The organism is Allobosea sp. CCNWLY174 (assembly GCF_037120455.1).
Taxonomy (GTDB): Bacteria; Pseudomonadota; Alphaproteobacteria; order Rhizobiales; family Beijerinckiaceae; genus Allobosea; species Allobosea lupini.
The window spans coordinates 171,059-197,530 of the sequence record NZ_JBBBBQ010000008.1; the positions used below are offsets into that span (position 1 = coordinate 171,059).

The window sequence follows — 26,472 nt, forward strand, 5'->3', positions numbered from 1 at the left end:
TGTCTCAGCCGGCTGCGCCGCGCATGTCGCGGCGCCCGATCGGGATTATGCGAAGTAGCCGGCGCAAGCGACCGAGCAGTCCAAGGAAGGGCCGCTCGAGCCAGCGCTCGGCGGCGTAGGCGATGGCGACCATGAGCAGCAGGCTCCCGGCGACGAGGCAGGCGAGCAGCGGCGCGTGTCGGCCTGCGCGCAGGGCGGCTTCTGCCACGACCGTGTAGATGAGCGGGACGTGGATGAGATAAAGCGGGAACGAGATCGCGCCGAGGAGGCGCCCGCTCCGGCCCGAGAGCCAGGTGACAAGCAGACCGGAGCGCAGGCAGCCATAGACCACGAGCATCGCGCCGAGCGGATAGAGCAGGCCGCCCTTCTTCTCCGGATTCAGCGGCTCCGGCAGCCAGTCGAGACCGAGCTGGCGCGCCGCATCGCCGCTTTGGGAGCCGATCAGGAGACCCAGGAGCAGCGCGGAGATCGGCAGGGCTGATGGGAGTCGGCCGGCCGCCCAGGCCTCGCGCAGGACGATGCCGAGCGGGAAGCAGACATAGTCGTAGCGTCGCAGGGCGATGAAGATCACGGCGCTGCCGATCGCGATCGCCAGCCGGGATCGGGAGCTTGTGAAAGCGCAGGCGGCAAAGCATAGAATCGAACCGAGCAACTCGGGCCGCATCGTCCACAGGACGTTGTTGAAGAACGAGCCGCCGGTCAGGAAGATGCCGGCCATGCCGTTGTAGATCGCGGCTGCCGGACCGGGGATGGTCTCCTGATAGGTCCAGCCGAGCCAGCGGCTGCCGGTGAGCGCCGCGAGGTCGGTGGCGGAGGTCGGAAACAGGCTCAGCAGCAACCAGGCCACGAGCGTGCTGGCGGTCGCCGGGATCGCCAGCCGCAGATAGCGGATGACGACGTCGATCCAGATCGGATCGGATTTGCGCAGCGTTGCATTGGTCACGACGAAGCCGCTCAGCACGAAGAACACCGAGACGGCGAAGGTGCCATTCCAGAGCACGGCGAAGGGCGTATAGGCGAGCCAGTGCGCGCCGGGCTGCTGTTCCGCCACGAGCCCTGGCATCAGCGCCGACATCAGGTGGAAGATCACGACCGCGACCGCAGCGACGCCGCGCAGTCCGTCGAGGTGGTCGAGTCTCGGGCTCACCAGCCTTCCCCGATCTTGGCAGATCCGCTCCGTGGTCGCCACCAGCGGTCGGAAAGATCAAGGCGCCCGGCGCCGATCGCGAGCCGCATGCCGCAGGCGAGAAGCCCCAGCCCGTAGAGCAGAGCTCCAAGGGCCGCGATGGCGATGAGCTCGGCCAGGGCTGGCAGCTGCCAGGCGGCGATCGGGCCGCGCAGGGCGAGCACCCCGGCCGTCATGATGGCGCCAGCGAAGGCGACCTTCCAGAGATTGAGCAACTGCTCGGCGATGCCGATCGCGAGCAGGCTGCGAAGCCAGCGCAGGAAGAAGGCTGCCATGACCGCGGCCGCGACCAGCCGGCCGGCCGCCATGCCGACGGCCCCCCATTGCAGGAAGCCGATGGTGACGGCGGGTACGCGAATGGCGAGGTCGTAGAGATTGAGCCGGAAGATCACCTCGGGACGGCCCAGCGCCAGGCTCAGCGAATACAGAGTCTGGAAATAGGGCGTCGCCATCACCGAGAGCGAGAGCAGGCTGAGCAGCCAGTCGGCACCATGCCATTTCGGGCCGAGCAGGACCTCGACGATCAGGTCCGAGGTCAGGGCGATGCCCAGGCTGCACGGCACCGACGCCAGCATGCTGAAGCGCGCCGCCTTGAGGAAGGCGAGCCGCAGCCGCTGATCCTCTCCCTTGATCCGGGCGAAGGCGGCCATGATCGGCTGCAGCGCCGGGCCGATCAGGCTCTGGGTCGGCATGACCGAGAGATCGGCCGCGACCGCATAGCGCCCGAGCACTTCCTTGCTGCCGCCGAGCCCGAGCAGGATGCGATCGAACTGCCAGTTCACCGCCGAGACGAGCTGCGCGCAGGTGAACCAGCCGACGAAGCTGGCGAAATCCGACAGGCGGGACAGCGACAGTGCCGGGCGATAGGGCGCGAGACGATAGGAGATGGCGCAGCCGAAGACGGGGGCGGCGACGAAGTTGACGACGAGCGCCCAGTAGCCGCCGCCGAGCAGGAGCGTCGCGATGGCCAGGCAAAAGGCAGCGAGCTTGCCGCCGGTCTCCAGCAGGAAGTTCCGCAGGAAGCCGAGCTCGCGGATGAACAGGATGAGGCCGGGACTGGCGAGGCCTCGCGCGATCGGCGCGAAGGCGAGCGCGAGGATCACCGGTACGAGTTGTGGGTCGCCGTTGATCCAGGAGAACGGCCAGGCGACGGCGAGCAGCAGCAGCGCGATGGCAAGGCCGCGCAAGGCGCCGAGAGTGAAGCCGGTGTCGAGATGGGCCTTGTCGACATGGGGCAGGCGAACCAGCGCCTGCGTCACCGGGATCTCGAGCACCATGTCGACGATCGCGACGCAGGACATGGCCAGCGCCGTCAGGCCGAAATCGGCCGGCGTCAGCATCCGCGCCATGATCAGCAGCGTGAAGAAATCGATGAACCGGCCGAGGAAGCGCGAGGCGACCAGCCAACCGGCGCCCCGGAGGGCTTTCATAGCCAGCATGGCGATCCCTTCTCGAGCAGAGCGGGCAAGCGCAGATGCCGGGCGCGCGCTACCACCGCAGCTATCGACTTGGCCTCGATCACCCCATTCCGCATCAGCGATGGAAGCCGGCGGAGAGCCCGCGCAGGGCATGAAAGGCTTCGAGTGCCGTGAGCAGCGGCAGGCGCGTGCGGGGGAAGGCGCGCGCGATGGCGCCCTCCCGCCAGAGCTGGCTGCGGATCGATGCGATGCGGGACAGCATGCCGCCGGACAACGTCTCGCCATCGCCGACGACGCCGGCCCGGCCGAAATCGACGGACCGCTCGCCGATTGCCAATGCCGCGAGATCGGCCTCGACCGGGCGAGTGACCGCCCGCCTAAGCCAGGGCCAGGCACGAGCCGCATCGGCCATGACTGCCGCGCCGCTGCCAACGCCGTCGATATAGGCGAGTGCGCCGGCCAGCAGCGGATTGCCGATGCTGGGATCGACCGCGCCGAAGGCGATGTCGCCGGCATTGCAGATGACTTCGCCGTTCTCGTCTTCCGTGAACGAGCGCACCGACGGGATCGCCGGCTCGAACAGGCTTTCGATCAGTTGCCAATAGCGCAGCACCGTGGAGCGGACTGCGAAAGGACTGTAGCGGTTGCGTTCCACCGCGAGCCCGACCACCCGCGGAAAATGGTCTTCGCTGAGACCCTTGTAGTTGCAGCGCGCGAACTGGATGGTCTCGAAGCTCAGATCGGGCAGGCCGGCTGCGAGCAGGCGCTGCGTGCTGCCGTAGAGGCCCGTATCGCACAGGATGATCCGTTTCGCGCCAGTGCCGACCGAGGCGAGATGGCGCCGGAAGAGCGCGTTCTGCCGATCGATGTCGGCAAGGATGTCTTCGCCGGCAGGCCGCTCGAGCATCGAGAAGAAGCGCTCGGGCACGAACGGCTCGTCCCATGACTGGAGAAGCTCGTAGCGTTTGCCGCCGAGCGCGGCTGCGACGTCGGCGAAGCTGGCGCCACTGAATTCGCGTCCGAGCTCGTCCAGCGCTGCGCCGCTACGGGCCATGATGGCGGCGCGGGCCGCAACCAGCCGAGAAATCATGAGGTTCTCGCGCGGCAGCGCGAGCGGCAGGCTCAGGCGCTCTGCAAGGCGCTCGAATGCCGCCCGGATGCCAAGGCCGCCGCGGGCACAGAATAGCAGCGCGGCATCTCCGCGCTTGCCTGCTTCGTCGGCGTAGAGCCAGATCGCCAGGCAGAACTCGGCCACGATCGGCCCGAGCACCTCGCGTCCGAAGCCGTGGGGGTCGCTGACATGTCCCGCCGGCATGCGACCAGGGGCCGTTGGCCGGCGAAGCACCCGGCCGAGTTCGCTCGCCGCGCCGTGCAGGCGCGACAGGCGGCGGCGCAGCTTGGGGCGCGGGAGATGGAGGGTCCGCAAGCCGAGCGCCGAGGGCACGACGTGGTCGGCGAGCCGATCGTCGCCGACATGCAGGGTCCGCCGGGCGTCGATCCTTTCCGTGGCGAGGACGGCATGGAAGAGGTCGCCGCGCCGCTTGGTCAGGCCGAGATCGGCGCTGGAATAGATCCTGTCTAGCAGGTCGGGGCCGTGGACATGCGCAACCAACGCCTCGAGCGTCGCGGTCGGCAGCGCGATGTCACTGATCGCGACGACGCGGCGGCCTTCGCCACGGCAGCGGCGCAGCAGCGCCGCCAGCTCTCGGTTTGGCCGCAACGAGTCCTTTTCGATGGCGAGCTCGATCGCGAGACGGATCTCGCACAGCTCCTCCACCCCCGCCTTCGGTACTCCGAGCATGAGGAGCTGACGCCGGATGATGTCGCGCAGCACGACCTCGCCGTCCTGATCGGCCATGTCGAGTGCGCGATAGGCAAGGCGCTGCGCTGCGAGGCGCGCTTCGACCAGCGAGCTTTCCGCCACTGTCAGGCCTTGTTCGACCAGTTTGCGAGCAAAGCGGCGTTCGCCGGCGATAATCCGTGCGCGCTCCGAGCGGACTGTGCGCAGCAGCAGTGTGTCGAACAGGTCGGTCGAGATCAGCTCGACCCCGTCCAGCAGAGCCGTTTCGTCAGGATGTGGCCAGCCCGGCATCATACGCTCCGTGCTCAGACGCAATGGTCGAGACCGTCGCGACAACGACGGCTGCATGCACAAAGGCATGCGTTACGCAGATGAAAGCAGGGACCGTGCCAGTCCAGCCTGGCCATCTTTTTCAATCGCGGGGGCAATTGCTCATTCGAATCGCAATCGCTGCGCGAATGAGCAGGAAAAGGATCGCCATGGTGACGAGTCTTGCTTTCAGCTGATCTTGCAGGCGACTAGCCTTGTTGCATGTCCGATCGATGGGGCTCGGGGATGGAAGAGACTGTCCAGCGAATCGACGATGCCGACAGCATGGCTGCCCAGCACTGCGATGCGATCGTCCTCGGCGCGGGCGTTTCGGGCCTGGTCGCGGCCTCGGTCCTCGCCCAGCAAGGTTGCAGGCGGATCGTCGTCGTCGACGAATACGCGCATCTCGGCGGGAACCATATCGACTGGTCGTCCGGCGAGTACACCTTCGACATTGGCAGCCTGATCTTCCAGGACGACTCGCCGCTGCTGCAGCATTTCCCCGAGCTGCTGCCGCTCTACGTGCCGATCGAGCCGCGCTGGGCCAGGCTGAACCCGCAAGGGTTGATCACCGCTTATCCGATCTCGGTGAAGGACGACATCCTGCGCGCCGGGCCGGCCGAGGTCGCCCGGATTCTGATGTCGGCGGCCTATGCCCGCCTGTTCAAGCGGCGTATGCGCAACGCCCGCGAATTCGCCCGTCACTGGATCGGAGCGAGGCTGCTGCACCGCTCGGGCCTCGATGCCTACATGACCCGGTTCTACGGCATCGCCTCCGACCAGATCGGCATCGAACTGGCCCGCAAGCGCATGCAATGGATCAGTGAGCACGCTTCGCTGCGCGGCCTTCTCGGCCGCCTGCGCCGGGCGAAGCCGCAGGGCCCGGCCAACCGGCAGATGGCGCGACCGCGCGAAGGCTTCGCCACGCTTTACGCTGCCGCCGCTGCATCGCTGACGGCGCGCGGCGCCAGTTTCCTGCTGGGGGCAAAGATCGACCGGATCGAGAAACTCGACAATCGCTTCGTCCTTTTCCGCGAGGGAAGGGCGATCGTCGCCGATCGGATCGTCTCGACCATTCCAATCCGGCGCCTGCAGGCGCTCTGCAATCTGCCGGTCTCGCAGGAACTGGAGACGATCACGCTGCTGGCGCTCTATTTCAGCTTTGACGGCGCACGCGGCTTCGATGAGGAGATCATCTACAATTTTTCCTATGACGGCGCCTGGAAGCGCCTGACCATGTATTCCGATTTCTACGGCCGGGCGCAGGGGCGCGAATATTTCGGTGTCGAGGTGATCGCCAACCATATCGGCAAGTCCATCGCCCAGGCCGAGGCGGATTTCCGTGCCCATGTCGCGGCGAATGGATTGTTCCGCGGCGATCTCAGGCTCGAGGGTGGCCAGCTCCTCGACAATGCCTATCCGATCTATCGCGACGGCGCCGACGAGAGCGCCGCCGAGGCGGTCAAGGCGCTGAAGGCCTTCGGCATCGAGTCCTTCGGGCGGCAGGGCGGCTTCAATTACCAGCCGACGGCGCGGGTCTCGACGATCGAGGCCGAGGCGGCATTACGGAGCGCCGCAGCGATCCCGGCACGGTAAATGCAAGGCTCGTAGTGCCCAGCGGCGCAGAGGCGCGAGCGCAGGCGAGATGCGGTCCGAGCAGCGTGATGGGCCATGCGTATCCTCCATTTGCTGAATCACACGACGCAGTCGAACGGCCATGTCCATGCCGCCGTCGATCTCGCCTGCGAGCAGAGCCGTCTCGGCCATGTCGTCGCCGTCGCCAGCGGTGGGGGCGATTTCGATGCGCTGCTCGTCCGCAACGGCATCAAGCTCTTCACGATCGACCATCGGCGAAAGGCAAGGACGCTGTTGGGGTCGGCCTGGGCCCTGCGGCAGGCGGTGGGCAGTTTCGGCGCCGACATCGTCCATGCCCATATGATGACCAGCGCGGTACTGGCCTGGCCGATCTGCAAGCTCGCCGGCATCCCGCTGATCACCACCGTTCACAACGAGTTCGAGAAGAGCGCCATTCTGATGGGCCTCGGCACGCGCGTCATCGCTGTCAGCGCCGCGGTGGGCGCCTCGATGCGCCGGCGCGGCGTCCCGGCCGCCAAGCTCCGCGTGATCCTCAATGGCACCATCGGCTCGGCCCGCCTGGCGAACCGCGAGACCACGCCCGTCACGCTCGCCTCGCCGAGCATCCTCTTCGTCGGCGGCCTGCATCCCCGCAAGGGCCTGGCCGATCTCTTCGCAGCCTTCGATCTGGTCCATCGCCAGCACCCGCAGGCGCGCCTGCATATCGTCGGCGACGGGCCCTTCGCCCAGACCTATCGCGAGATGGTCGCGGGCCTCTCCTGCCATGAGGCCGTGCGCTTCGAAGGCAGCAAGGCGGACCCCTTTCCCTGGATGCGCGGCGCCGACATCTTCGTCCTGCCCTCCCATGCAGACCCTGCGCCGCTCGTCCTGCCGGAGGCGCGGGAAGCGGGCTGCGCCGTCGTCGCGACGCGTGTCGACGGCATTCCCGAACTGCTCGAAGGTGGCGAGGCCGGCGTGCTGGTCCCGCCCCGCGACCCCGATGCGCTTGCCGCCGCTCTGTCCAGGCTGATCGCGGAGCCAGATGCGATCAGCCATTGGCGGGGGCGCAGCCAGTACCGGGTCGACCATCTCAGGATCGCGCGCGTCGCTCGCGAAACGCTCGATCTCTACGACGAGGCGGCCCTGCAACTGGGCCGCAAGGTCGGATCGGTTCTGCCGCGTACCGGCTGAACACGCCGGAGCCGCCTCGGCGCTTCCCACCAGACGGAGATGAGCCATGCCGACCATGCCATCCCGCCGGGCGCTGCTGCGTGCGGCAGCGGCCCTCGCGACAGCGGCGAGCGCGCGCCCGACACCAGCAGGCGCACAGCAGGACCCGGGAGACCCGACGCTCGGCCGCAGGCTCGTCTTCGACGAATCCTTCGCAAGCATCGATCCGGCGATCTGGCAGGCCGGTCCGAAGGCGACCACCCATGAGCCTGGCTTCTATGGGCGCTCGGCCTTCAGCCGCCGCGGCGGCGAAGAGGGGTTCGACCCCTACGCCATTGTCGCCGACCCGCTGGCCTCGGGCGGTCACGCGCTCGAGATTTCGGCCCGCTATCTCGGCCGGCAGATGAACGTGCCCGCCTATTACGGCAATGCGCTCCCGGAGTTCCAGTGGGTCTCCGGCAATCTGCAGACGGCGCGCCGGGACGGCACGATCCTGAAGGGCTGGCGCAGCGGCTATTTCGAGGCACGGATGCGGTTCCCTGCCCATCCGCTGAGCTTTCCGGCCTTCTGGCTGATGAACGGCCGCAGCATCCTGTTCCCCAGGACCAGCGTCGAGATCGACATCGTCGAGCACAAGGGCTGGGAGCATCGGCTCTACGGCGCGTATCTGCACGAATGGGGACAGCCGGGCGAGCGCCACGAGGGCATCGGCGTTCCAACGGATGTCGACCTGACCAGCGGCTATTTCCGCTATGGCGGGCTGATCGAGGGCGATCGCTGCGTGCTCTATTTCGAGCGCCGGCCGATCCACGATCCAAAGACCGGCCGCGCGATCGACTGGCGCATCGGGCGCGCGAGCGAACTCGACGCCCAGAACGACGTCTTCTGGCCGCTGATTACGCTCGCCCTGCGATCCGACGTGCCCTTTCCGCAGCCGCTCAGGCCGGAGGATCGCGAGGCGCGGCTGCGGGTCGATTATGTCCGCGTCTACGGCAGCTGACCGAAGTTCGGTGCCATGCGCTTCCGGGCTGCGCCGCAGCTCGGGCGACCCTGGCGCGGCCATGGCACGAGCGCGTCTTTTTCACGGACGAAATTTGTTCGGCCGGTGATGTCTCGACCGCGCACGGAGCCTCCTAGACGGGGGTCGATGCGGCCAATGCTCTCCTGAGCATCCGTCATTTCATGGGCAGCGGACTGGTGATCGCCGCGGCGGCTGGTCTTGCAGGCCGTATCGCCGCTGACCGTCAGATGGTCGTGGCGACCACGCCTTTGCCGAGCGCGCGAGCGAGATAAGGCGCGGTGCGGCTCGCCCGGCAGGCCGCGACCTTCGCCGGCGGGCCGCTCGCGACGATCCCGCCGCCCTCGTCGCCGGCGCCGGGCCCGATGTCGATCACCCAGTCGCTCGCCGCCGCCACCTTCATGTCGTGATCGACCAGAACCACGCTGTTGCCGGCATCGACCAGGGCATGGAGCTGGCCGAGCAGGCGCTCGACATCGGTCGGGTGAAGACCGGTCGTCGGCTCGTCGAGCACATAGAGAGCGCCGCCGCGCTGGGCGCGCTGCAATTCCGTGGCGAGCTTCACGCGTTGCGCCTCGCCGCCTGAGAACTCGGTCGCGGGTTGTCCGAGGCGCAGATAGTTGAGCCCGACCTCGCGCAGCACCTTGAGCGACCGGCAGACATGGGGCGCGTCGTCGAAGAATGCCCAGGCGCCCTCGACGGTGAGCGCGAGCACCTCTGCGATCGTCTTGCCGCGATAGCGGATCTCGAGCGTCTTGGGGTTGTAGCGGGTACCGTGACATGTCGGGCAGGGGGCGTAGACGCTCGGCAGGAACAGCAATTCGACCATCACGAAACCCTCGCCCTCGCAGCGTGGGCAGCGGCCCTTGGCGACATTGAAGGAGAAGCGGCCGGCGTCGTAGCGGCGTTTCCTGGCTTCGGGGGTCGCCGCGAACAAGGCACGGACATGGTCGAACAGGCCGGTATAGGTCGCGAGGTTGGAGCGCGGGGTGCGGCCGATCGGCTTTTGGTCGACCTCGATCAGCCGCCTGATCCCTTCGAGCCCACCGACGATCCGACCCTCAGTCGCGCCGGCGGGGCGGTCCTCGAGCGCGGCTTCGGCATCCCTCTCTTCCCCGGCCGCGACCGGGGCGCCGAGGGCACCGGCGACCAGCTCCACCAGCGCCTGGCTGACCAGGCTCGATTTCCCCGAGCCGGAGATTCCAGTGACGGTCGTCATCACGCCGAGCGGGATCGCGCAGTCGACCTGCTTGAGATTGTTGCGCGAGACTCCCTCAAGTCGCAGCCACCCGGCGGGCTCGCGGCCTCGGCTCGGCATCCCGCCGCCTTCGTCGAACAGATGGCGCCTCGTCTCCGACGCCCCGACCCCGCGCAGCCCCTCGATCGGGCCGCTATAGAGAATCTCGCCGCCATGTTCGCCGGCGGCGGGCCCGACATCGACGATCCAGTCGGCACGGCGGACGACGTCCATCTCATGCTCGACCACGAACAGCGAATTGCCGACCGTCTTCAGGCCGTCGAGCGCCCGGATCAGCGCTTCGGTATCGGCGGGATGGAGACCGGCGGACGGCTCGTCCATCACATAGACGACGCCGAACAGGTTGGAGACGACCTGGGTGGCGAGCCGCAGGCGCTGCAGCTCGCCTGGCGACAGGGTCGGCGTGCCCCGTTCCAGCGTCAGATAGCCGAGGCCGAGGTCGAGCAGCACCGACAGCCGGCGGCACAGATCGCCTGCGATGCGCGCGACGACCAGGGCCTTTTCCGGATGGGTCTTGCGCAGGGCTTTGAGCTTGGGGGCGTTAGCCTCGGCATAGGGCGCGAAGATCGTCGAAAACCGCGCCATCGGCAAGCGGCTCATCTCGGCGAGATCGAGCCCCTCGAAACGGACGGACAGCGCTTCCCGGCGCAGCCTCTTGCCGTCGCAGACCGGGCAAGGCCGGGCGATCATGAAGCGTGCGGCGCGCTTCTTCATCATCGCGCTCTGGGTCGTCGCATAGCTGTGGGTGACATGGCGCTTGGCGCTCGCGAAGGTGCCCATATAGGCAGGCTCGATCTTTTGCCGGATCGCGCGCTGGATCCGGTCATGGTCCCAGCCGGGATAGACCGGGACCTGGGGCTGCTCCTCGGTGAACAGGATCCAGTTCCGGACCTTCTTCGGCAGGTCGCGCCACGGCGTGTCGACGTCGATGCCGAGGCTGATCAGGATGTCGCGCAGGTTCTGGCCGCCCCAGGCCGTCGGCCAGGCGGCGATAGCGCGCTCGCGGATCGTCTTGGACGGATCGGGCACCATCGAGGCCTCGGTGACCTCGTGGATGCGGCCAAGGCCGTGGCAGCGCGGGCAGGCGCCTTCGGGCGTGTTGGGCGAGAAGGATTCGGCGTCGAGATGAGCCTGGCCCGGCGGATAGTCGCCGGCGCGCGAGTAGAGCATGCGCAGCAGGTTCGAGAGCGTGGTGACGCTGCCGACCGAGGAGCGGGTGGTGGGCGATCCGCGCTGCTGCTGCAGCGCCACCGCTGGAGGCAGGCCCTCGATCTCGTCGACCTCGGGCACTTCCATCTGGTGAAACAGGCGCCGGGCATAGGGTGAGACCGACTCCAGATAGCGGCGCTGCGCCTCGGCATAGAGGGTGGAGAAAGCCAGCGACGACTTGCCCGATCCCGACACGCCGGTGAAAACGACCAAGGCGTCGCGCGGAATGTCGACATCGACATTCTTGAGATTGTGCTCGCGGGCGCCGCGAACGCGGACGAAGCCCGAGGCCTTGATGTCTCGCACGCGACCCTCCAGGCCTTAGGACACCGGAGAGTTATGCCCCGGCATTTGCGCATTGCGTACCCGCGACAGGCGGTCGTTCAAAACCCAAGGCCTTGGAAGCCGGTGCGATAACGGGCCCCGCGCAGCTCGACTGCGCCTTCCCACGCTGCCTGGAGCCGGACCGCGCCACGGCGAGCCATGGTATGTCTTGCCTTATCCGGGCGTCGTCATCACTGCATTCTTCTGCGCCAGACGCGCGGGGTCAGTCGGACGCGGCTAGTTCGCGTGCGGCGAAGTCCGCAGCGCCCGCTTCTGCGACCGCCTGATCCTGGACGCCCGAGCCGCCACTCACCCCGATCGCGCCAACCACACGGCCTTCCCGGTAAAGAGGAATGCCGCCGGCGAAGATCATCACGCGGCCCTGGTTGGACGTGTTGATGCCGAAGAACTCTCCGCCGTCCGGCGCGAGCTTCGCAAGATCACGCGTCGAGATGTCGAAGGCGCGCGCCGTAAACGCCTTCTTGATCGCAATGTCGATGCTGCCCAACCACGCTCCATCCATCCGAATATGCGTGATCAGATGCCCGCCCCAATCGGCCACCGCGATGTTCATGGGCTGGCCGATCTCATCTGCCTTCGCCTCGGCCGCGGCAATGATCGAGCGTGCCTGCTCGAGCGTGATCATAGGCTGCTCCGCCTTTTGAGGGATGTGATTCACGCCGATTGAAGCGGGCTGGCCGCTCCGTCACGCGCCGTCAGTCGATCAAGGAGGGCCTTCGCACCAGCCTCCGACGAAGCCGGGTTCTGGCCGGTGATCAGATTGCCGTCGACGACGACGTAGGGCTGCCAGTCGGCGCCCCTCGAGAACAGCCCGCCGTTTCGCTTGAGCTCGTCCTCGACCAGGAACGGAACGATCGCGGTCAGCCCCACGGCCTCCTCCTCCGTGTTGGTGAAACCGGTGACGTTGCGGCCCTGGACAAGCGGCTTGCCGTCTGCGGCCCTCACATGACGGAGAACGCCGGGCGCGTGGCAGACGAGCGCGACGGGCTTGCCTGCGGCTATCGTCGCCTCGATCAGCGCGATCGAGCTGTGGTCTTCCGCCAGGTCCCAGAGGGGCCCATGGCCGCCGGGATAGAACACGGCATCGAAAGCATCGTGCGAGACCGTGGCGAGCCGCTCTGTCGCCGCCAGCGCGGCCTTGGCCGCAGCGTCGGCCTCGAAACGCCTCGTGTCGTCGGTCTGGGAATCAGGCTCGGCGCTTTTGGGATCGAGCGGCGGCTGGCCGCCCTTGGGCGAAGCCAGAGTGATCTCCGCGCCCGCGTCCTTGAAGGCATAGTAAGGTGCCGCCAACTCCTCGAGCCAGAAGCCGGTCTTGCGGCCGGTGTCGCCGAGGCGGTCGTGCGAGGTGAGTACCATCAGTATCTTCACGTCAGTTTCCTCCTCGGCCAGCACTCAGTGCGCGACGGTGACAACGATCTTCCCAAACTGCTCGTTGGATTCCATGTAGACGTGCGCCTTGACGATCTCGTCGAGCGTGAACGTCTTCGCGACGACCGGCTTCAGGCGGCCTCCGGCGAACCCATTTTCGATGAAAGCTGACGCTCGGGCCAGCCGCTCCTTGTCACGGACGAATTCGAACAGGGTATAGCCGCGCAGCGTCAGTGCCTTCTGCATGGCCGCGATGATCGGGAACGGCGTGGGCGCGGCGGCGAGCGCACCGTAAATGAAGAGGACGCCATCGCGGCTCATCGCCTCGGCCAGCCTTTCCACCTGCGGTCCGCCGACCGGGTCGAACACGAGGCGCGCCCCCTTGCCGCCTGTCGCGCGGTTGATCCCGGCCACCAGATCCTGCTCGGAGGTGACGACAACATGCGCGGCGCCCAAGTCTTCCAACGCCGCAGCCTTGGCGCGCGTGCGGGTCGTCGCGATCGAGATCGCGCCGACGCTGTTCGCGATCTGGATGGCAGCGAGTCCGACGCTCGATGACGCCGCCGTAACGACGACCGCGTCGCCTTCTCCGAGATGACCGATGTCGATCAGCGCACCCCATGCCGTGAGGTAGGCCATCCATATCGCCGCTGCCTCTATTGCCGATGCGCCGCTTGGGCGCCGCATGACGGCGTAGGCCGGCACGATGGCCTTGTCGGCATAGACACCGTAGTCGTTCATGGAGAAGGCCGGGATGACGCTGACCGGATCGCCTGGCGCGAAGCCGGTGACGCCGTCTCCAAGAGATTCGACCGTGGCAGAGGCTTCGTAACCGAGACGTGCCGGCAAACGCGGCGCTTCCAGGTAGGCGCCCGACCGGAACATCGCTTCGGCGCGGTTGAGACCGATTGCCTCGACGCGAACGCGCATCTCGCCTGGTCGCGGATCGCCGACCGGGAGGTCATCAAACTGCATCACATCCGGTCCGCCGGTGCGATGAAACCTGACCATGCGTGTCATGGCGATGCGCCCCTTCAGTCGGAACGAAGCGAGAAATACGTGTGCCTCACTCTCGCCAGGCCGCTCGCCATCTGGCGGGAGCAGCATGACCGCCGCTTCAGGCCGCCGGCGCTACATGCCCTCGCGCGTCCGCGAACAGCTTGATGGTCTCACGGTTGAAAGCGGGCATGTCGTCGGGGCTGCGGCTGGTGACGAGGCCCTGGTCGACGACGACCTCCTCGTCGACCCAGTTGGCCCCGGCGTTCTTCAGATCGGTCTTGAGCGAAGGCCACGATGTCATGCGGCGGCCGTGCGCCGCGCCGGTCTCGATGATCGTCCACGGGCCATGGCAGATCGACGCGACAGGCTTCTTGGCGTCGAAGAACGATTTGGCGAAGGCCACGGCCTTGACGTCCTCGCGCAGTGTGTCCGGGTTGATGACGCCACCGGGCAGCAGGAGCGCGTCGTAATCCTGGGGATTGGCGGAAGCGAGCGGGACATCGACCGGATAGCTGCGGCTCCAGTCGGTGAAGTCCCAGGCGAGGACCTTGTTGGGCTTCGGCGAAATCAGGCTGGTCTGGGCGCCGGCTTCGTCGAGCGCCTTGCGGGGCTCGGTCATTTCGACTTCCTCGAAACCGTCGGTGACGAGGATCGCGACGTGCATTCCCTTGAGCGTGTCGCTTGCCATTGATGATCTCCTTCGAGCCGGGCGCGGCTGGGGCAGGTCGCCATCGGGAGAGGTCGCGGACGCGCGCACCGAGGGGCTTGGCGTGCGCGCCCGCTGTTTCGGCGGAATGAAGCGCCCAGGGGCACGGGCGCGGGAGGCATCCGCCGACCACTCAGGCTACCAGTTTCGTGGTGTTGTGCGGATCGATGACGAACTTCTTGGGCGAGCCCTGGTCGAAGATGCGGTAGGCTTCTGGCGCCTTTTCGAGGGGGATGACCTCGACGTTCGCGAGCTTGCCGAGATACGGCATCCGGTCCCAGAGGATCGCCATCATCAGGTCGCGGTTATAGTGCATGATCGGAGCCTGTCCGGCCGAGATATGCGGCGACTTGATCCAGGCCTTGCCGAAGTCGATGCGATACCGCCCGGCCTTGGCATCCTCGTCGATCGCCTCGCTGTCTCCCGCCGTGTAGATGCCGGGCGCGCCTATCGCGCCGTTGGCGCGAACGACCTCGATCAGCGAATTGAGCACTGCGGCCGGATCCTCGCCAGCGCCGGGGCCGTTTCCATGGGCTTCGAAGCCGACAGCGTCGACGCCGCAATCCACTTGCCGCTGGCCGAGAATGGCCTCGATCTGGTCGGCGAGCGGCGTCGAAGAGGACACGTTCACGGTCTCGTACCCCGCGCTCCTGACCAGGGCGAGACGTTCGTTGTTGGTGTCCCCCACGATGATGCAGGAGGCGCCGAGGAGATGGGCGGAGGCCGCGGCGCAACGGCCGACCGGGCCGGCGCCGGCGATGTAGACGGTCGACCCGGGCTTGACGCCGGCCTGGATGCAGCCGTGGAAGCCGGTCGGCAGAATGTCGGAGAGCAGGGTCAGGTCCTTGATCTTCGCCATGGCCTGATCCTTGTCGGGGAAGCGAAGCAGGTTCCAGTCCGCGAACGGAACCATCAGGTAGTCGGACTGGCCGCCCTGCCAGCCGCCGAGATTGAACCCGTAGGCGCCGCAATCGGCCTCGTCGTTCACGTTCATGCAGGTGTCGGTATGGCCTTCCTTGCAGTTGCGGCAGCGCCCGCACGAGACATTGAACGGGACCGAGCAGAGGTCGCCCTTCTTGATGAAGTGCACATCGGGGCCGGTCTCGATCACCTCACCCGTCATCTCGTGGCCGAGCACCATGCCCGAGGGCGAGGGAAAACGGCCGCGGTAGATGTGCTGGTCGCTGCCGCAGATATTGGTGGTGACGATCTTCAGGATCGCCCCGTGGGGCGTCTTGTTGCCCCTGGGATCGACGAGCTTGGGATAGTCGTAGGTTTCGACTTTGACAGTCCTCGGTCCCATATAGGTGACCGCACGATTACCTGAGGCCATGGCAGTGTCTCCAGCGGTTGTTTCCGGATCGGTCCGGCGGGGTTCGTTGACTTTTGGTCGACCGGTCTCAGGGCAGCTTCGCCGCGAGCACGTCGAGCTTGTCGATGCGGGGGGACGAGGCGAAAAGATCGGGCGCCTTCTCCATCAGGGCCGCCGCGACGAGGCCGGAGAGATGCGCGTCGCGTCCCGCCTCATCGCGAAACACGTCGAAGATCCCGAAAGTCGAGGGACCCATGCGGACGCCGAACCACGCTATGGTTCCGGGCTCGTTCTCGACGAGCGGCTGGCCGCTTCGCAGAAATGCCTCGACCTCCGCCTCCTTCCCGGGCTTGGCGTCCATGGTGACGAGAAGCGCAAACTTGACCATTCGCTCAGTCCTTCCGGGGAGTTTCGGCGGAGCCACGTCCTCGATTGCGTCGGAGGCCGGCGCATTCGTCGGATCAAGGCCGGTATGCAGCCTCACGGCTATCGAGCCTCAGGCGCGAGCGGGCCGCGCTGACGATCGTCAGCTTTGCAGAATTCTCGCGACGCCGGTCGATCCGGGCGGCAACGGAGCATGGTTCTTCATCCGGCGACCGCAGCCGGAAAGCGGTCGTCGTCGGAGCGAGGCTCCGCCACCGCTGCTTTGTCAGACGAGCTGAGCCGGAATCGACCGCTCGCTCGACCAAGCGCGCTGATCGCAGGCCGCTGTCGCGGCAGCGGTCGCGCCTGGTGGCCACGTTACGGTGCTTGTGGATCGAGGGCTTCACCTCGCCGCGGCGGCCTCGCGGCCTGGCTCAGGGACCCGGCCGGTCGGCCTCGGCTGCAGGCGCGACCGGCGCGGTCTGCGGACTATCCGCGATAAGAACGGCTCGGTCCGGTGCGCGACTGGACCTCCCGAATGAAATCCTGCGGGCGCGTGAAGAAGCTGTTCTCGACCAGCACGCCGCCGATGACGACCATCGGGTGCGTTCGCAGAATATCGACGGCCAGCGATGTGGTCAGCAGATTGATATCATAGGCACAGATGACGGGATCATCGAAATTCGGCAGTACCTCGTTGAGGCGCATCTCGTATTCGACCCATTTGTTGCCGCTCTCCCAGTCGTCCACCGCCGTTTCTGCGTGGGCGATCATCCGCGTCATGGGGAAGCCGAGCTCGGCGCTGGCCTTCAGGGCCTCCTGAATGAGGACGAGCATGGCGTCCATGTTGAAGCGCCCGGTCTTGAGATAGGTGGTCTCCAACGGCGCGACTTCGAGCTGTCGGGTTCTGATCAATTCGTCGACGTCGATACCCGCATTGCGCAACTGCTTGATGTGGTCTCCCTGATGCTGGCTAGGCAGGACGTGATAGGCGCGATGGCCGCAGTTGATGCCGTCGCAGATGAACGGGAGCAATGTCTCGTATTCTTCCACCGCCGAACTGAAGAACGTGCAGACATGCCGGTGCTCGCGCAGCATGCTTCCTGCGAAAGCAATGGGCTGGGCCGTCGAACTCATGTCAGTCTCCCGATGCGATCTTCCAACATAGTCCGGTGTGGCGCCGATATTTCGCTCTGTACGAGGCGGTCGGCGATCTGGACGGCGAGCCGGTCGAGCGGAGCGGGATCGAACGCGCTCTCCTTCTGCGTGGCGCGAAAATGCGTCGAAAGCACACCCCAGAGACGGCTATTGCTGCTGATCAATGGCGTTGACTGCACGGCGGCAACGCCGCCGGCGCTCAACATGGCGAGCTCGCGCGTGCCCACGAACGGATAGCTCGTCGGGATGTCCTCGACGAAGACGCGCATGCGACGCGTGAGGGCGGCAGCACAGCTCGTATTGGTGTCGCGGCGCACGGTGCCGAAAAAGCTCAAGGACTGTTGCGAAAATCCAGGGCTGGCGGCGAGTTCGATACAGTCGTTCTTTTCGTCGAAGCGCTGCAGTGTGCCCATGTCGGCGCCCGTCATCCCGATCGCGATGTCGAGGACCGGCATCAGGTCCGAACCGGGATCATCGGCGTTTCTCAGCCGTGCCAGAGCGGGGGCGACCCGTCGGCCGGTCTCGGCTGCGAGCGGCTCGGTGAACTTTGCCATTCGTCGTCCCTGAGGCGGGCGATCCTGCGCCTGCGGCCGCGCGCACGGAAAATGTGATCGAGGACGGCGACCGCGGCCATTAAGCAATTTTGCGTAATGGCCGTCTTCGGCACGCCCGTAGGAGATTGTCGGAATGAACATTCATCGCCATGCGAGCAGATATCTGCACGCGTGGTTCGAAGCAGGTGCACCGATGGTTCCGACGAGAGGCTCGCGAGTGACGACAACCCCCTTGCCAAGCCCACGGCCCGTGCCTTTGCGATCAAGCCCTTGGGCAATCGACGCGGGAGGTGTATAGTCGATTCAGGATGCGTTTTGCGCGCGACCGGCCTTTCCGTAGCCTTCGATGGCGTCGACGGACACCGACAATGACGCTCCCGGTCCTTGCGTAATCATTTAGTTCGCAAACGCGGATGGCGCGTCTCCACTCGGCAAGTCCGGATGTGGATCTCTGCCGCACGACTTCGGCGTTCTGGACAGGCGCTGAAGATCCGATGTGCGTCCTGCAGTTGGATCAGAAGGAATGCTCCGGGTCGATGAGCTGTTCGAGCCGCTGGAGCTCAGGCACTGCATTCGCGATCTCGTCGCGCTTTCGACGCTGCCGGCGATCTGGAAGGACTACAGCGCGCGGCAGATCGCCGACAGCGTCGCCGCCGCGTTGATGTCGATGCTCGATGCGGACGTCGTCTATATTTCCGTGCCGGCGCTGCGCGACGAAGCCGCGGTCGATGTCGTCCGAACGGGGCTGCGAGTGCCCGCCGGATCGCTGAGCGATGTCGAACGCAGCCTGCGCGACGCGTGGCGTGGCACCCGCGAGCAGACATTGATGATCGGCAGTCCGTTCGCGGAGGGAACGCTGCACATCGCGGCGGTGCCGATGGGCTTTGATGGCGATGCCGGGATCATGGCCGGATCGCTCGATTCGCGATTTCCGAGCGAGACGCATCGCCTGCTGATCGGCATCGCGGCAAGCCATGCGACGCTCGCGATCCAGCGCTGGCACGTGGAAGGTCAGCGGCGGCGCATGGTGACCCTGATCGAGCGATCGTCGGAGTTCGTCGGCTTCGCCGGTCTTGAAGGCCGGGTGCAATATCTGAACACGGCCGGCTGCGAACTCCTCGGGCTCTCCGGCATCGAGGAAGCGCAGCGGCTGTCGATTTTCGAGTTTCTCTCGCCGCCGGATTGGGTGCGCGCGCATCAGGAGCTGATGCCGCTGGTGGAGGCGAGCGGCCGCTGGCTCGGCGAGCTCAATTTCCGCCACTTCAAGACGGGGGAGGACATTCCCTTCCTGGTCGACTGGTTCCGCATCGACGACTTTCGCACGGGCCGCCCGATGAACATGGCGACCGTCAGCCGCGACCTGAGAGGTCAGAGAGAACTCGAGGAGAATCTGCGACGCCTGAACGAATCGCTGGAGCAGCGCGTATCGGACCGGACATCGGAGCTGGCGGAGGCGCTCGAACGGCTGACGCTCGAGGCCAAGGAGCGCCAGCGCGCCGATGTACGCGCGCAGGAGCTGCAGGTGGCGCTGCTTCATGCCTCCCGGCTGAGTGCCGCCGGGCAGATGGCCGGCGCCTTGGCGCATGAATTGAACCAGCCGCTGACGGCATTCACCAATTCCGTCAACGCCGGGCGCCGGATGATGGCCAACGGCGCACACAGGGTCGAGACCATACGCGACGTGCTCGACGAAGCGGCTGGCCAGGCGCTTCGCGCCGGCGAGATCATCCGGCGTCTGCGCGAGTTCGCCACGCGCGGCGAGACGGACATGCGCATCGAACGACTGCCTGATTTGATCCGCGAAGCCAGCGATCTCGCCGCGGCGGGCACCGGTGCGCATGGCGTGCAGGTCCGGCTGAGTTTCGATCCGCGCGCCGAGGCCGTGTCGGGAGACCGGATCCAGCTGCAGCAGGTCGTGCTCAACCTGATCCGCAACGCGCATGATGCAATGGCGGATAGCGAGCGGCGCGAGTTGGATGTGGTTACGGCGCGGCTCGACGACGGGTTGATCGAGATCGCGGTCGCGGATCGTGGCTCGGGGCTGTCGGACGATATCGTCGAGCACTTGTTCGAGCCGTTCCACACCACGAAGAGCAATGGCATGGGTTTGGGCCTCTCGATCTGCCGGACGATCGTCGAGGCCCATGGCGGCAAGCTGCGATACGAGCCGAACCAGGGCGGTGGCGCGATCTTTCGCGTGACGCTGCCTGTCCCCCCGGAGCGATGAGCGCAAGATGGCCGATGCCAGGTTCGTTTATGTCGTCGATGACGATCCGGCCATCCGCCGGTCGCTGGAGCGACTCCTGGATGCCGCCGGCTTCCGCGTGACGTCCTTCGCCACGCCGGCGGCCTTCCTCGGCGTTGCGGACGACCTGGCCATGGGCTGCGTGATGCTGGATCTGCGCATGCCGAAGATGGACGGCTTCGAGGTCCTCGCTCGCCTCCTGCAGCTGAACCCGGACTTGCCGGTCATCGTGATAACGGCACAGGGCGACGTCCAGACCGCTGTCCGGACGATGAAGGCGGGAGCGGTCGACTTCATCGAGAAGCCCTACGGCGACGACGCATTGATCGCGGCGATCGAGGCCGCGCTGAACACGGGTGCGACGAAGGGGCGAGCCGATGACGTCGTGGCGGCGTCCCTCCTGGTCGATTCGCTCAGTCCGCGTGAGCGGGAGGTGCTCGAGGCGCTGGTGGCGGGGCAACCGAACAAGATCATCGCCTTCAGTCTCGGCATCAGCGTGCGCACGGTCGAGGTTCACCGCTCGCGCATGATGGACCGTCTGGGCGTGCGTCAGCTCGGCCAGGCCGTCCGCCTTTCGGTTCTCGCGAGCCTTGCCAAAGCGGTGTGAGCCCGCTTTTTAGCGCCCGGCCATGACGCATTCGCGAGGTTGAAACCGGCCGGCGGTCACCTACCTTCGTGGCTGAAACGAATGGCAAGAGGACATGCGGCTTATGAGCCTTCTTCCCCGCGTGAGCGAGCTGACCCGGGAATGCGTGTCGAGGCAATTCGACGAGCTGGGTCCAGAGGCCTGCATGGGAGACATCACCGACGTCCTGAGGCGCGAAAATCCAGAACTTCTGGAGATGGCCCGCAAATGCGCCGCCGATATCGGCGATGCGCCGAGGATCATGGTCGGCTTCGGCATGTTCTACCAGCTGCTGATCACGGCATCGGCCGATGCCGCCGGCAGGCCGGTCATGCACGCCCTGCCGAGCGTCACGGCCGAGACGCGCGACGCTCTGGTGCGAGAGATCGACGAGTCGGGCCCCGATGCCTTCACGATCACGGCGATTGGAGAGCTCGAACGCAGCAACCCCGAGCTGATGCAGATGGCGCATGGTTTTGCCTCGCGTCAACGCGACTATGGGCGGGTCATGCAGGGATTTGCCCTGCTCTACAGATCGCTCGACGCACAATCGGTGGCAGACAGGAAACGTCTGCACTGACGGGTCGACCGGTCCGGCGCCGATGCGCCGGAGCCGAGCGTTCAAGGCGAGCGACGGCGTCATGCCCTACTGCTGCGGATACTTGAATTCCGGCAATTTCTGCAGTCGTTCCTTGCTGCCCTGTGCGAGGACGATCTTTGAGCCATCCGCGCTGATCTCCAGGGCGGGGTAGGGGATCGCGACGAGGTGCGCGCCGAGACCGAGAAATCCGCCGATCTGAAGGATGGCGAACAGAACCTTCTCCCGGTCGACGATCAGATCGCTGATCGAGCCGATGCGCTCCCCGGCTCCGTTTTGGACATTGGAGCCGGACAGCTTCGAGGCGCGGTAACCCTTGGCGACCTCCTTTACATCGACGTCGAGCACCACGACGCTCTGCGAGAATGCCGGTCCTGTGCCGTATGGCATCAGGACCGCGGCCGTCAGCATCGTGATCGAGGCGGCTGCGAGCGCGCAGTGGAGTCGGCGGCGTAGGGCGTCGCTGTTGGGCTGCATCACGAGACCTCCGGTTCTTGAACGATGCCTGCGCGCGGGAGCAGTGGCTTTGCGCGGCGTCGAGGGTGCCGACAAGGTGAACTGGGACCGTCGCGACCGCCGTGACGGGTGTCAGTTTTTCGCGCCAGCGCGCACTCAGCGCGCCGGCGCCAGCACACCCATCTCGTTCTGGATCGAGGCGGCGAGCTCCGGCGCCGAGAACCCGCCCTGATGACGCACGCCGTTGACGAAGAAGGTCGGCGTTCCGTTGACGCCGCTGCGAATGCCGCCGATGAAATCCTCGCGGATCCTGTCCGCGTGCAACGAGCGGGCGATCGAATCCCGAAGGCCCATCTGCGACAACTGCAACGTCCCGGCCAGGGCGAACAGCAACTGCGTGCTCAGCCGGTTGTTGTTGGAGAAGATCGCATCATGCATCTCCCAGAACCGGCCGTGATCGCCGGCATATTCCGCAGCCTCCGCCGCCGGCGCCGCGAGCGGATGGACCTCGATCAGCGGAAAATGCCGGAAGACGACCGACAGGGCCGGGCCGAACCGGCTCTCCAGGAAGCGGACGACCGGATGGGCGGCCGCGCAATAGGGGCATTGGTAGTCGCCGTATTCGACCAGCGTGACGGCCGCGTTGGGCCCGCCGCGGCGGTGGTCACGCGGGCTGACGGGAACTTTGAGCGTCGACATGGTTCTGCTCCAGGTTTGGCATCTGGTCGAGGGCGTCGAGAATGCCGTCCGCGCCGGGATTGACCGCGACCGGAGACAGGTGGCTCCATGCGATCATGCCGTGCTGATCGATGATGAAGAGAGCGCGGGCGCTCTCGCCGACATCTTCGCGGTAGGCGCCGTAGGCGCGCGAAACCTCTCCCTTCGGATGGAAATCGGCCAGCAGCGGAAAATGCAGGTTCCGGTCGCGGGCGAAGGCCTGATGGCACCACGGGCCGTCCACGGAGATGCCCACGAGGTCCGCGCCTTTCTTGCGAAACTCCGTCAGCACGTGGTTGTAGAGCGTCATCTGGTCGCCGCAGACCGGGCTCCAGTCCGCCGGGTAGAAGGCCAGGATCAGGCGCCGCCCGGCGAATTCGGACAGGGACAAGGTCTGGTCGGGCGTGACGCGAAGCGTGAAGGCGGGCGCCTTCGTGCCGGATGCGAGAATTGTGGCCATGTCTAGATCCTTTCCCGATCGCTCAGGCCGCGCCGGAGGCGGCGAGATTGCCCGGCAATCCGGTTCGGTGGGATCGCAGCCTGTACGCCAGCACCAGAAGCGTGCCGCCCAGCACGAGCGCATGCGCGCCGGTCCAGAAGGTGAGCACCAATGCGCCGATGAACGGCGATATGACGAGGAGAACCCCGAGCACGATGCTGGCGATGCCGCCGATCACCAGCCAGACACGGCCATGGTCGATCTTGAGCCGGAAAGCCGAGATCAGCATGAGCGTGCCCGATATCAGCGCCCATGCCGCCATCAGGAGGACGAAGGCCAGCACCGTCAGCCCGGGCCACAGCGCCGCGACGACGCCGGCGGCGATACCGAAGATGCCGCTCAGCAGCAGCCAGACCCAGCGCTCGCCCTTTCGCGCTCCCCGCACCGACATGACGATCCCGAAGACGCCGTCGACGATGCTGAAGGCGGCGAAGACGAAGACCAGCGACAGCATCGTGACGACCGGCATCGCAAAGGCGGTGATGCCGAACAGGATCGCGACCGCGCCGCGCAGCGCGACGGCCCACCAGTTATCGGCGAGCATGTCGTTCATCGCCTGGGTTTTCGCGCCGTCATTCACAGGGAGATCCGTCATCGTGCTCTCCGTTCAGATCCGTGGCCGAAACCTACTCCGCCAGGCCCGGTGGAACCTTGATGGCCGTCAGTTTTGCCGCAACGGCTCGACCTTTCGGATCGCCCGGGCGCCGCGCCGGGAAGGACGATCGGCTGAGCTCGGTCGCCCGCGCCGGTCCTCGGCAGTCAGGCCGCAAGCCCGTTGACCTCGACGAGCTCCGCCCTGACCCCGTTCACGATGCGAGCTGCGTCGTCCTGCGACTTCCCGCACAGCAACAGCGCCCGGTCCGCAAGCGCGAGGCCGGCTGCGAGGTTTTCGGGAAAGACCGCGGTCGCCTCGAGGCGCGCGAAGTGCGCCATGTCGAGATCGTCGGCGGTTGACACCAGGGATGCCGGCCCTGGCTCGATCGCTCTGACCCGGTGCAGGATGCTTTCCACCGTGTTCAGATGATCGAAGGTGATCGCGACCAGAAGGGCCCGGTCCAGACCCGCCGCCTCGAGAATGCGGTGATGTCTCGCATCGCCGAAGACGACCTCGTGACCTTGGCGGCGAGCCGTCCGGAATCGGGGCAGATCCGTCTCGATGGCAATATACGCAATCCCCGCGGCTTCCAGGACGGTCGCTACGAGCCGGCCCACGCGACCACAGCCACACAGGATGACGTGATCATGCAGGCTGCCGCTTTGCATGCGAATCGATGCCTCCGTGGCGGCGATGCGACGTTCGCGACGGTCGAATAGCCATGCGGCCCAATGGTTGCGCTGGATCAGGAGGGGGGCGAACCCCATCGTCAGGGCAAGCGCGATCAGCGCCGGTTGGCCCAGCGCCGCCGACACCAGGCCGGACTGGAGGGCGAGCGATGTCAGCAGCAGCCCGAACTCGCCGCCATGCGCCACGATAACGGCGGTCCGCGCGGAGGCCTCACGTGGCGCCCCGGCAATCAGGCCGGTCACGAAGGCCACGAGCGGCTTCGCCAGAACGAGCACGAGCAGCCAGACAACGATCATGCCGGGAAAGCTCGCTGCAGCCGACGTGTCGATGCCCATGCCAACCGTGATGAAGAAGAGGCCTACGAGCACGTCACGGAATGGCCGGATGTCTTCCTCAACCCGATGACGGAATTCGCTCTCGCCGATGACCATGCCCGCGACGAAGGCTCCGATCGGCGCAGGCAGCCCCGCCAGATGGACGACATAGGCGGTGCCAAGCGCAGTCATCAGCGCCCACAGCAGGAAGAGGTCGGCGGAGCGCGACTTGAGCACCCAAGAGAAGCCGAGACGGATCAGAGGCCGCGCGATGACGGCGGCGGCGACGAGAGCCCCGGTCGCAACCGCGATCTGCTTGAGAATCTCCATCGGCGCCAGCGATCCGTTCTGCGCCCAGGCGCCGACCAGAATGATGAGAGGCAGCGTCGCCAGATCCTGGAATAGCAGTATCCCGAGCGCGAGCCGTCCGTGGCGGCTGCTGATTTCGCCCTGCTCGGCGAGTTGCTTCAGCGTGACGGCGGTCGACGACATGGCGATGGCGCCGCCCATGATGACGGCCGGCTGCACCGGCACGCCCGTCAGGACAAGTCCCGCCGTCACAAGCGTCATCATGAGGCCGACATGCACGCTGCCGGCGACGAGCACGTCCCGCCCCGCGCGCAGAATTGTCGGCATCGAGAATTCGAGCCCGACCATGAACATGAGGAAGATCAGGCCGAGCTCCGCAAGAAACTTCGTGTGCTCGGCATTGTCGATCAGGTTGAGCGCATGCGGCCCGAGCACCGCGCCCACGACGAGGTAGCCCATCACCGCGGGCATTCGCAGCATGGTGAGAAGCCCGACCGCGAGGCCCGACGCGGCGAGGAGAATGAGTGTGCGGGCCAGGAGATCGTCCATCATGCCCTCGACGATCCGCGACGGACCTGTGTCATCACGGCAGGATCAGCTGGAGACGTTTCGTCAGCCTGGCGACGGGTCTCGTCGACACCAGGCGCCGTGGCAGTGTCCGACGGCTGCGCTGTCGAGCGGCGGCCGACATGCAAGGGCGCCCACGAAGGCGGGTCGCTCGCAGGAAACGAGTCCAGACTGGCTTGCTCGACCGGGTCGGGACCTACGGTCTCGGGCAGATCAGGTTTGCGCGCCCACGTGTGGTTCACGTCGAAAGCTCCTCTGCGACAGTGACCGGCCGGACCGGCCAAAGGTCCGGCTGGTCCCTCCTCTGCTGCATCACGGAGAAATGATGATGCGGTTCTCGACCTTGGTGACGCCCGGCGCCCGCCAGGCTGCGCGCTCGGCCTCCTGGCGCTCCGCCCAGGACCGGACCGTTCCCGAGAGGGTCACGACCCCGCCGTCGGTGGCGACCGTCACGCGCTTCGCGTCCACCTCCGCCATCCGCGTCAAAGCCTCCTCGATCTTGGACTTGATCTCCGAAGGCGCGATGCGCGGCTTGAGCGTCACCAGGTTCGATATGCCCTTGACGCTCCTGACCTTTCGCGCCGCCGCCTCCGCGCGGTTGCGCTGATACTCCCACTCCGCCGTGCCCTCGAGGGTCACCCAGCCGCTCTTGACCACGACCTTGATGTTCTCGTGGGAATAGGGAAGCTCGTTCTTGATCGCCTCGACGACGGCGCGGGCGACCTCGGGATCGGGCTTTTCGTGGACCAGCGGGAGACGGACCTCGATGTCGTTGGCGATGCCGAGCACTCCCTTGACCCGCTTCGCCGCCTTCTCGGCCTCATACTTCTGGCTGTAGCTGCGGACGAAGCCGCTCAGCGTGACGACCCCATCCTTGGCCGCGACGCCGATGTCGGAAGCGTCGATGTCCGGATCCCATTTCAGTTCGCTTTCCACGTCGCGCTTGATGTCGCTGTCTGCTCTCATGATGCAATCCTCCGTGGCGGGTGATTGGCCTGGGCTGGGCGAAGACATCCCCGCACAGCGATGGGAGGCTAGCGTCTGCGTACCGCCGCCAGCCTTGACGGCCATCAGTTTTGAGGCAGGGCGTGTCCTCCCCGTCCGCCGG

General features: G+C 66.4%; 24 protein-coding genes. 6 read left to right on the forward strand and 18 right to left on the reverse strand.

All coding sequences use genetic code 11. The features are described from left to right. Positions 1 to 4 precede the first annotated feature (4 nt). From V7S63_RS21595 to V7S63_RS21605, 3 genes are all read right to left on the reverse strand, one after another. Entirely contained in the window at positions 5 to 1,147 is a 1,143-nt protein-coding gene (locus tag V7S63_RS21595) for an acyltransferase family protein (RefSeq protein WP_336531724.1), read from the reverse strand. Continuing rightward, positions 1,144 to 2,625, reverse strand: a complete 1,482-nt coding sequence (locus V7S63_RS21600; RefSeq protein WP_336531725.1) for an oligosaccharide flippase family protein — start codon at positions 2,623 to 2,625, stop codon at positions 1,144 to 1,146. The genes V7S63_RS21595 and V7S63_RS21600 overlap by 4 nt, the downstream gene beginning before the upstream one ends. A gap of 94 nt (positions 2,626 to 2,719) precedes the next feature. Continuing rightward, positions 2,720 to 4,696: a hydrolase gene (locus V7S63_RS21605; protein WP_336531726.1), complete on the reverse strand. Its 1,977-nt coding sequence runs from the start codon at positions 4,694 to 4,696 to the stop codon at positions 2,720 to 2,722. Between the two features lie 264 nt (positions 4,697 to 4,960). On the opposite strand from V7S63_RS21605, the gene V7S63_RS21610 reads away from it, so the two are divergent. The 3 genes from V7S63_RS21610 to V7S63_RS21620 all read left to right on the forward strand — a co-directional run bounded on the left by V7S63_RS21610 (position 4,961) and on the right by V7S63_RS21620 (position 8,459). Continuing rightward, complete coding sequence (locus tag V7S63_RS21610; protein ID WP_336531727.1) at positions 4,961 to 6,310, forward strand: FAD-dependent oxidoreductase; 1,350 nt, start codon at positions 4,961 to 4,963, stop codon at positions 6,308 to 6,310. Positions 6,311 to 6,385: 75 nt separating this feature from the next. Continuing rightward, entirely contained in the window at positions 6,386 to 7,480 is a 1,095-nt protein-coding gene (locus tag V7S63_RS21615) for a glycosyltransferase family 4 protein (protein WP_336531728.1), read from the forward strand. 46 nt (positions 7,481 to 7,526) lie between these two features. Then, positions 7,527 to 8,459 carry a glycoside hydrolase family 16 protein gene (locus tag V7S63_RS21620; RefSeq protein WP_100960963.1) on the forward strand — a complete coding sequence of 311 codons (933 nt, stop codon included), beginning with the start codon at positions 7,527 to 7,529 and terminating at the stop codon, positions 8,457 to 8,459. A 244-nt stretch (positions 8,460 to 8,703) separates the two neighbouring features. Here V7S63_RS21620 and V7S63_RS21625 read toward each other — a convergent pair whose 3' ends face one another. The 9 genes from V7S63_RS21625 to V7S63_RS21665 all read right to left on the reverse strand — a co-directional run bounded on the left by V7S63_RS21625 (position 8,704) and on the right by V7S63_RS21665 (position 17,749). Continuing rightward, positions 8,704 to 11,250, reverse strand: a complete 2,547-nt coding sequence (locus tag V7S63_RS21625; RefSeq protein WP_336531729.1) for an excinuclease ABC subunit UvrA — start codon at positions 11,248 to 11,250, stop codon at positions 8,704 to 8,706. A gap of 241 nt (positions 11,251 to 11,491) precedes the next feature. Further along, positions 11,492 to 11,914 (reverse strand): GlcG/HbpS family heme-binding protein, encoded by a 423-nt coding sequence (locus V7S63_RS21630; protein ID WP_091833844.1) that lies wholly within the window; start codon positions 11,912 to 11,914, stop codon positions 11,492 to 11,494. Between the two features lie 29 nt (positions 11,915 to 11,943). Continuing rightward, positions 11,944 to 12,657, reverse strand: coding sequence for a type 1 glutamine amidotransferase domain-containing protein (locus V7S63_RS21635; protein ID WP_336531730.1), 714 nt, complete (start codon positions 12,655 to 12,657; stop codon positions 11,944 to 11,946). Between the two features lie 24 nt (positions 12,658 to 12,681). Beyond that, positions 12,682 to 13,677 carry a zinc-dependent alcohol dehydrogenase family protein gene (locus V7S63_RS21640; protein ID WP_336531731.1) on the reverse strand — a complete coding sequence of 332 codons (996 nt, stop codon included), beginning with the start codon at positions 13,675 to 13,677 and terminating at the stop codon, positions 12,682 to 12,684. A 97-nt stretch (positions 13,678 to 13,774) separates the two neighbouring features. Then, on the reverse strand, positions 13,775 to 14,344 hold the full coding sequence (locus V7S63_RS21645) for a type 1 glutamine amidotransferase domain-containing protein (protein ID WP_336531732.1): 570 nt from the start codon (positions 14,342 to 14,344) through the stop codon (positions 13,775 to 13,777). Between the two features lie 151 nt (positions 14,345 to 14,495). Continuing rightward, complete coding sequence (locus tag V7S63_RS21650) at positions 14,496 to 15,695, reverse strand: alcohol dehydrogenase catalytic domain-containing protein (protein ID WP_091833850.1); 1,200 nt, start codon at positions 15,693 to 15,695, stop codon at positions 14,496 to 14,498. Positions 15,696 to 15,762: 67 nt separating this feature from the next. Next, positions 15,763 to 16,062 (reverse strand): putative quinol monooxygenase, encoded by a 300-nt coding sequence (locus V7S63_RS21655; RefSeq protein ID WP_091833853.1) that lies wholly within the window; start codon positions 16,060 to 16,062, stop codon positions 15,763 to 15,765. 464 nt (positions 16,063 to 16,526) lie between these two features. Then, on the reverse strand, positions 16,527 to 17,174 hold the full coding sequence (locus V7S63_RS21660; RefSeq protein ID WP_336531733.1) for an MEDS domain-containing protein: 648 nt from the start codon (positions 17,172 to 17,174) through the stop codon (positions 16,527 to 16,529). Then, the gene (locus V7S63_RS21665) at positions 17,171 to 17,749 is read right to left on the reverse strand and encodes a GAF domain-containing protein (RefSeq protein WP_336531734.1); all 579 of its coding nucleotides are present in this window, start codon (positions 17,747 to 17,749) and stop codon (positions 17,171 to 17,173) included. Before V7S63_RS21665 ends, V7S63_RS21660 begins: the two co-directional genes overlap by 4 nt. Before the next feature lie 523 nt (positions 17,750 to 18,272). Between V7S63_RS21665 and V7S63_RS21670 the strand changes: the two genes are divergently transcribed. From V7S63_RS21670 to V7S63_RS21680, 3 genes are all read left to right on the forward strand, one after another. After that, positions 18,273 to 19,976, forward strand: coding sequence for a PAS domain-containing sensor histidine kinase (locus V7S63_RS21670; protein WP_336531735.1), 1,704 nt, complete (start codon positions 18,273 to 18,275; stop codon positions 19,974 to 19,976). 7 nt (positions 19,977 to 19,983) lie between these two features. Next, positions 19,984 to 20,601, forward strand: coding sequence for a response regulator transcription factor (locus tag V7S63_RS21675; RefSeq protein WP_091833865.1), 618 nt, complete (start codon positions 19,984 to 19,986; stop codon positions 20,599 to 20,601). A gap of 103 nt (positions 20,602 to 20,704) precedes the next feature. Next, positions 20,705 to 21,199, forward strand: coding sequence for a hypothetical protein (locus V7S63_RS21680; protein WP_336531736.1), 495 nt, complete (start codon positions 20,705 to 20,707; stop codon positions 21,197 to 21,199). A gap of 66 nt (positions 21,200 to 21,265) precedes the next feature. Here the strand turns inward: V7S63_RS21680 and V7S63_RS21685 are convergent, their stop codons facing one another. The 6 genes from V7S63_RS21685 to V7S63_RS21710 form a co-directional block, all read right to left on the reverse strand. Continuing rightward, on the reverse strand, positions 21,266 to 21,694 hold the full coding sequence (locus V7S63_RS21685; protein ID WP_336531737.1) for a PRC-barrel domain-containing protein: 429 nt from the start codon (positions 21,692 to 21,694) through the stop codon (positions 21,266 to 21,268). 135 nt (positions 21,695 to 21,829) lie between these two features. Beyond that, positions 21,830 to 22,372, reverse strand: a complete 543-nt coding sequence (locus V7S63_RS21690) for a DsbA family protein (RefSeq protein ID WP_336531738.1) — start codon at positions 22,370 to 22,372, stop codon at positions 21,830 to 21,832. Then, positions 22,338 to 22,850, reverse strand: coding sequence for a redoxin domain-containing protein (locus tag V7S63_RS21695; protein ID WP_336531739.1), 513 nt, complete (start codon positions 22,848 to 22,850; stop codon positions 22,338 to 22,340). The genes V7S63_RS21690 and V7S63_RS21695 overlap by 35 nt, the downstream gene beginning before the upstream one ends. A 22-nt stretch (positions 22,851 to 22,872) precedes the next feature. Beyond that, positions 22,873 to 23,484, reverse strand: coding sequence for an HdeD family acid-resistance protein (locus tag V7S63_RS21700; protein ID WP_091833880.1), 612 nt, complete (start codon positions 23,482 to 23,484; stop codon positions 22,873 to 22,875). 164 nt (positions 23,485 to 23,648) lie between these two features. Next, entirely contained in the window at positions 23,649 to 25,349 is a 1,701-nt protein-coding gene (locus V7S63_RS21705; RefSeq protein WP_336531740.1) for a cation:proton antiporter domain-containing protein, read from the reverse strand. 327 nt (positions 25,350 to 25,676) lie between these two features. Further along, entirely contained in the window at positions 25,677 to 26,330 is a 654-nt protein-coding gene (locus V7S63_RS21710) for a BON domain-containing protein (protein WP_091833887.1), read from the reverse strand. Positions 26,331 to 26,472: the final 142 nt, after the last annotated feature.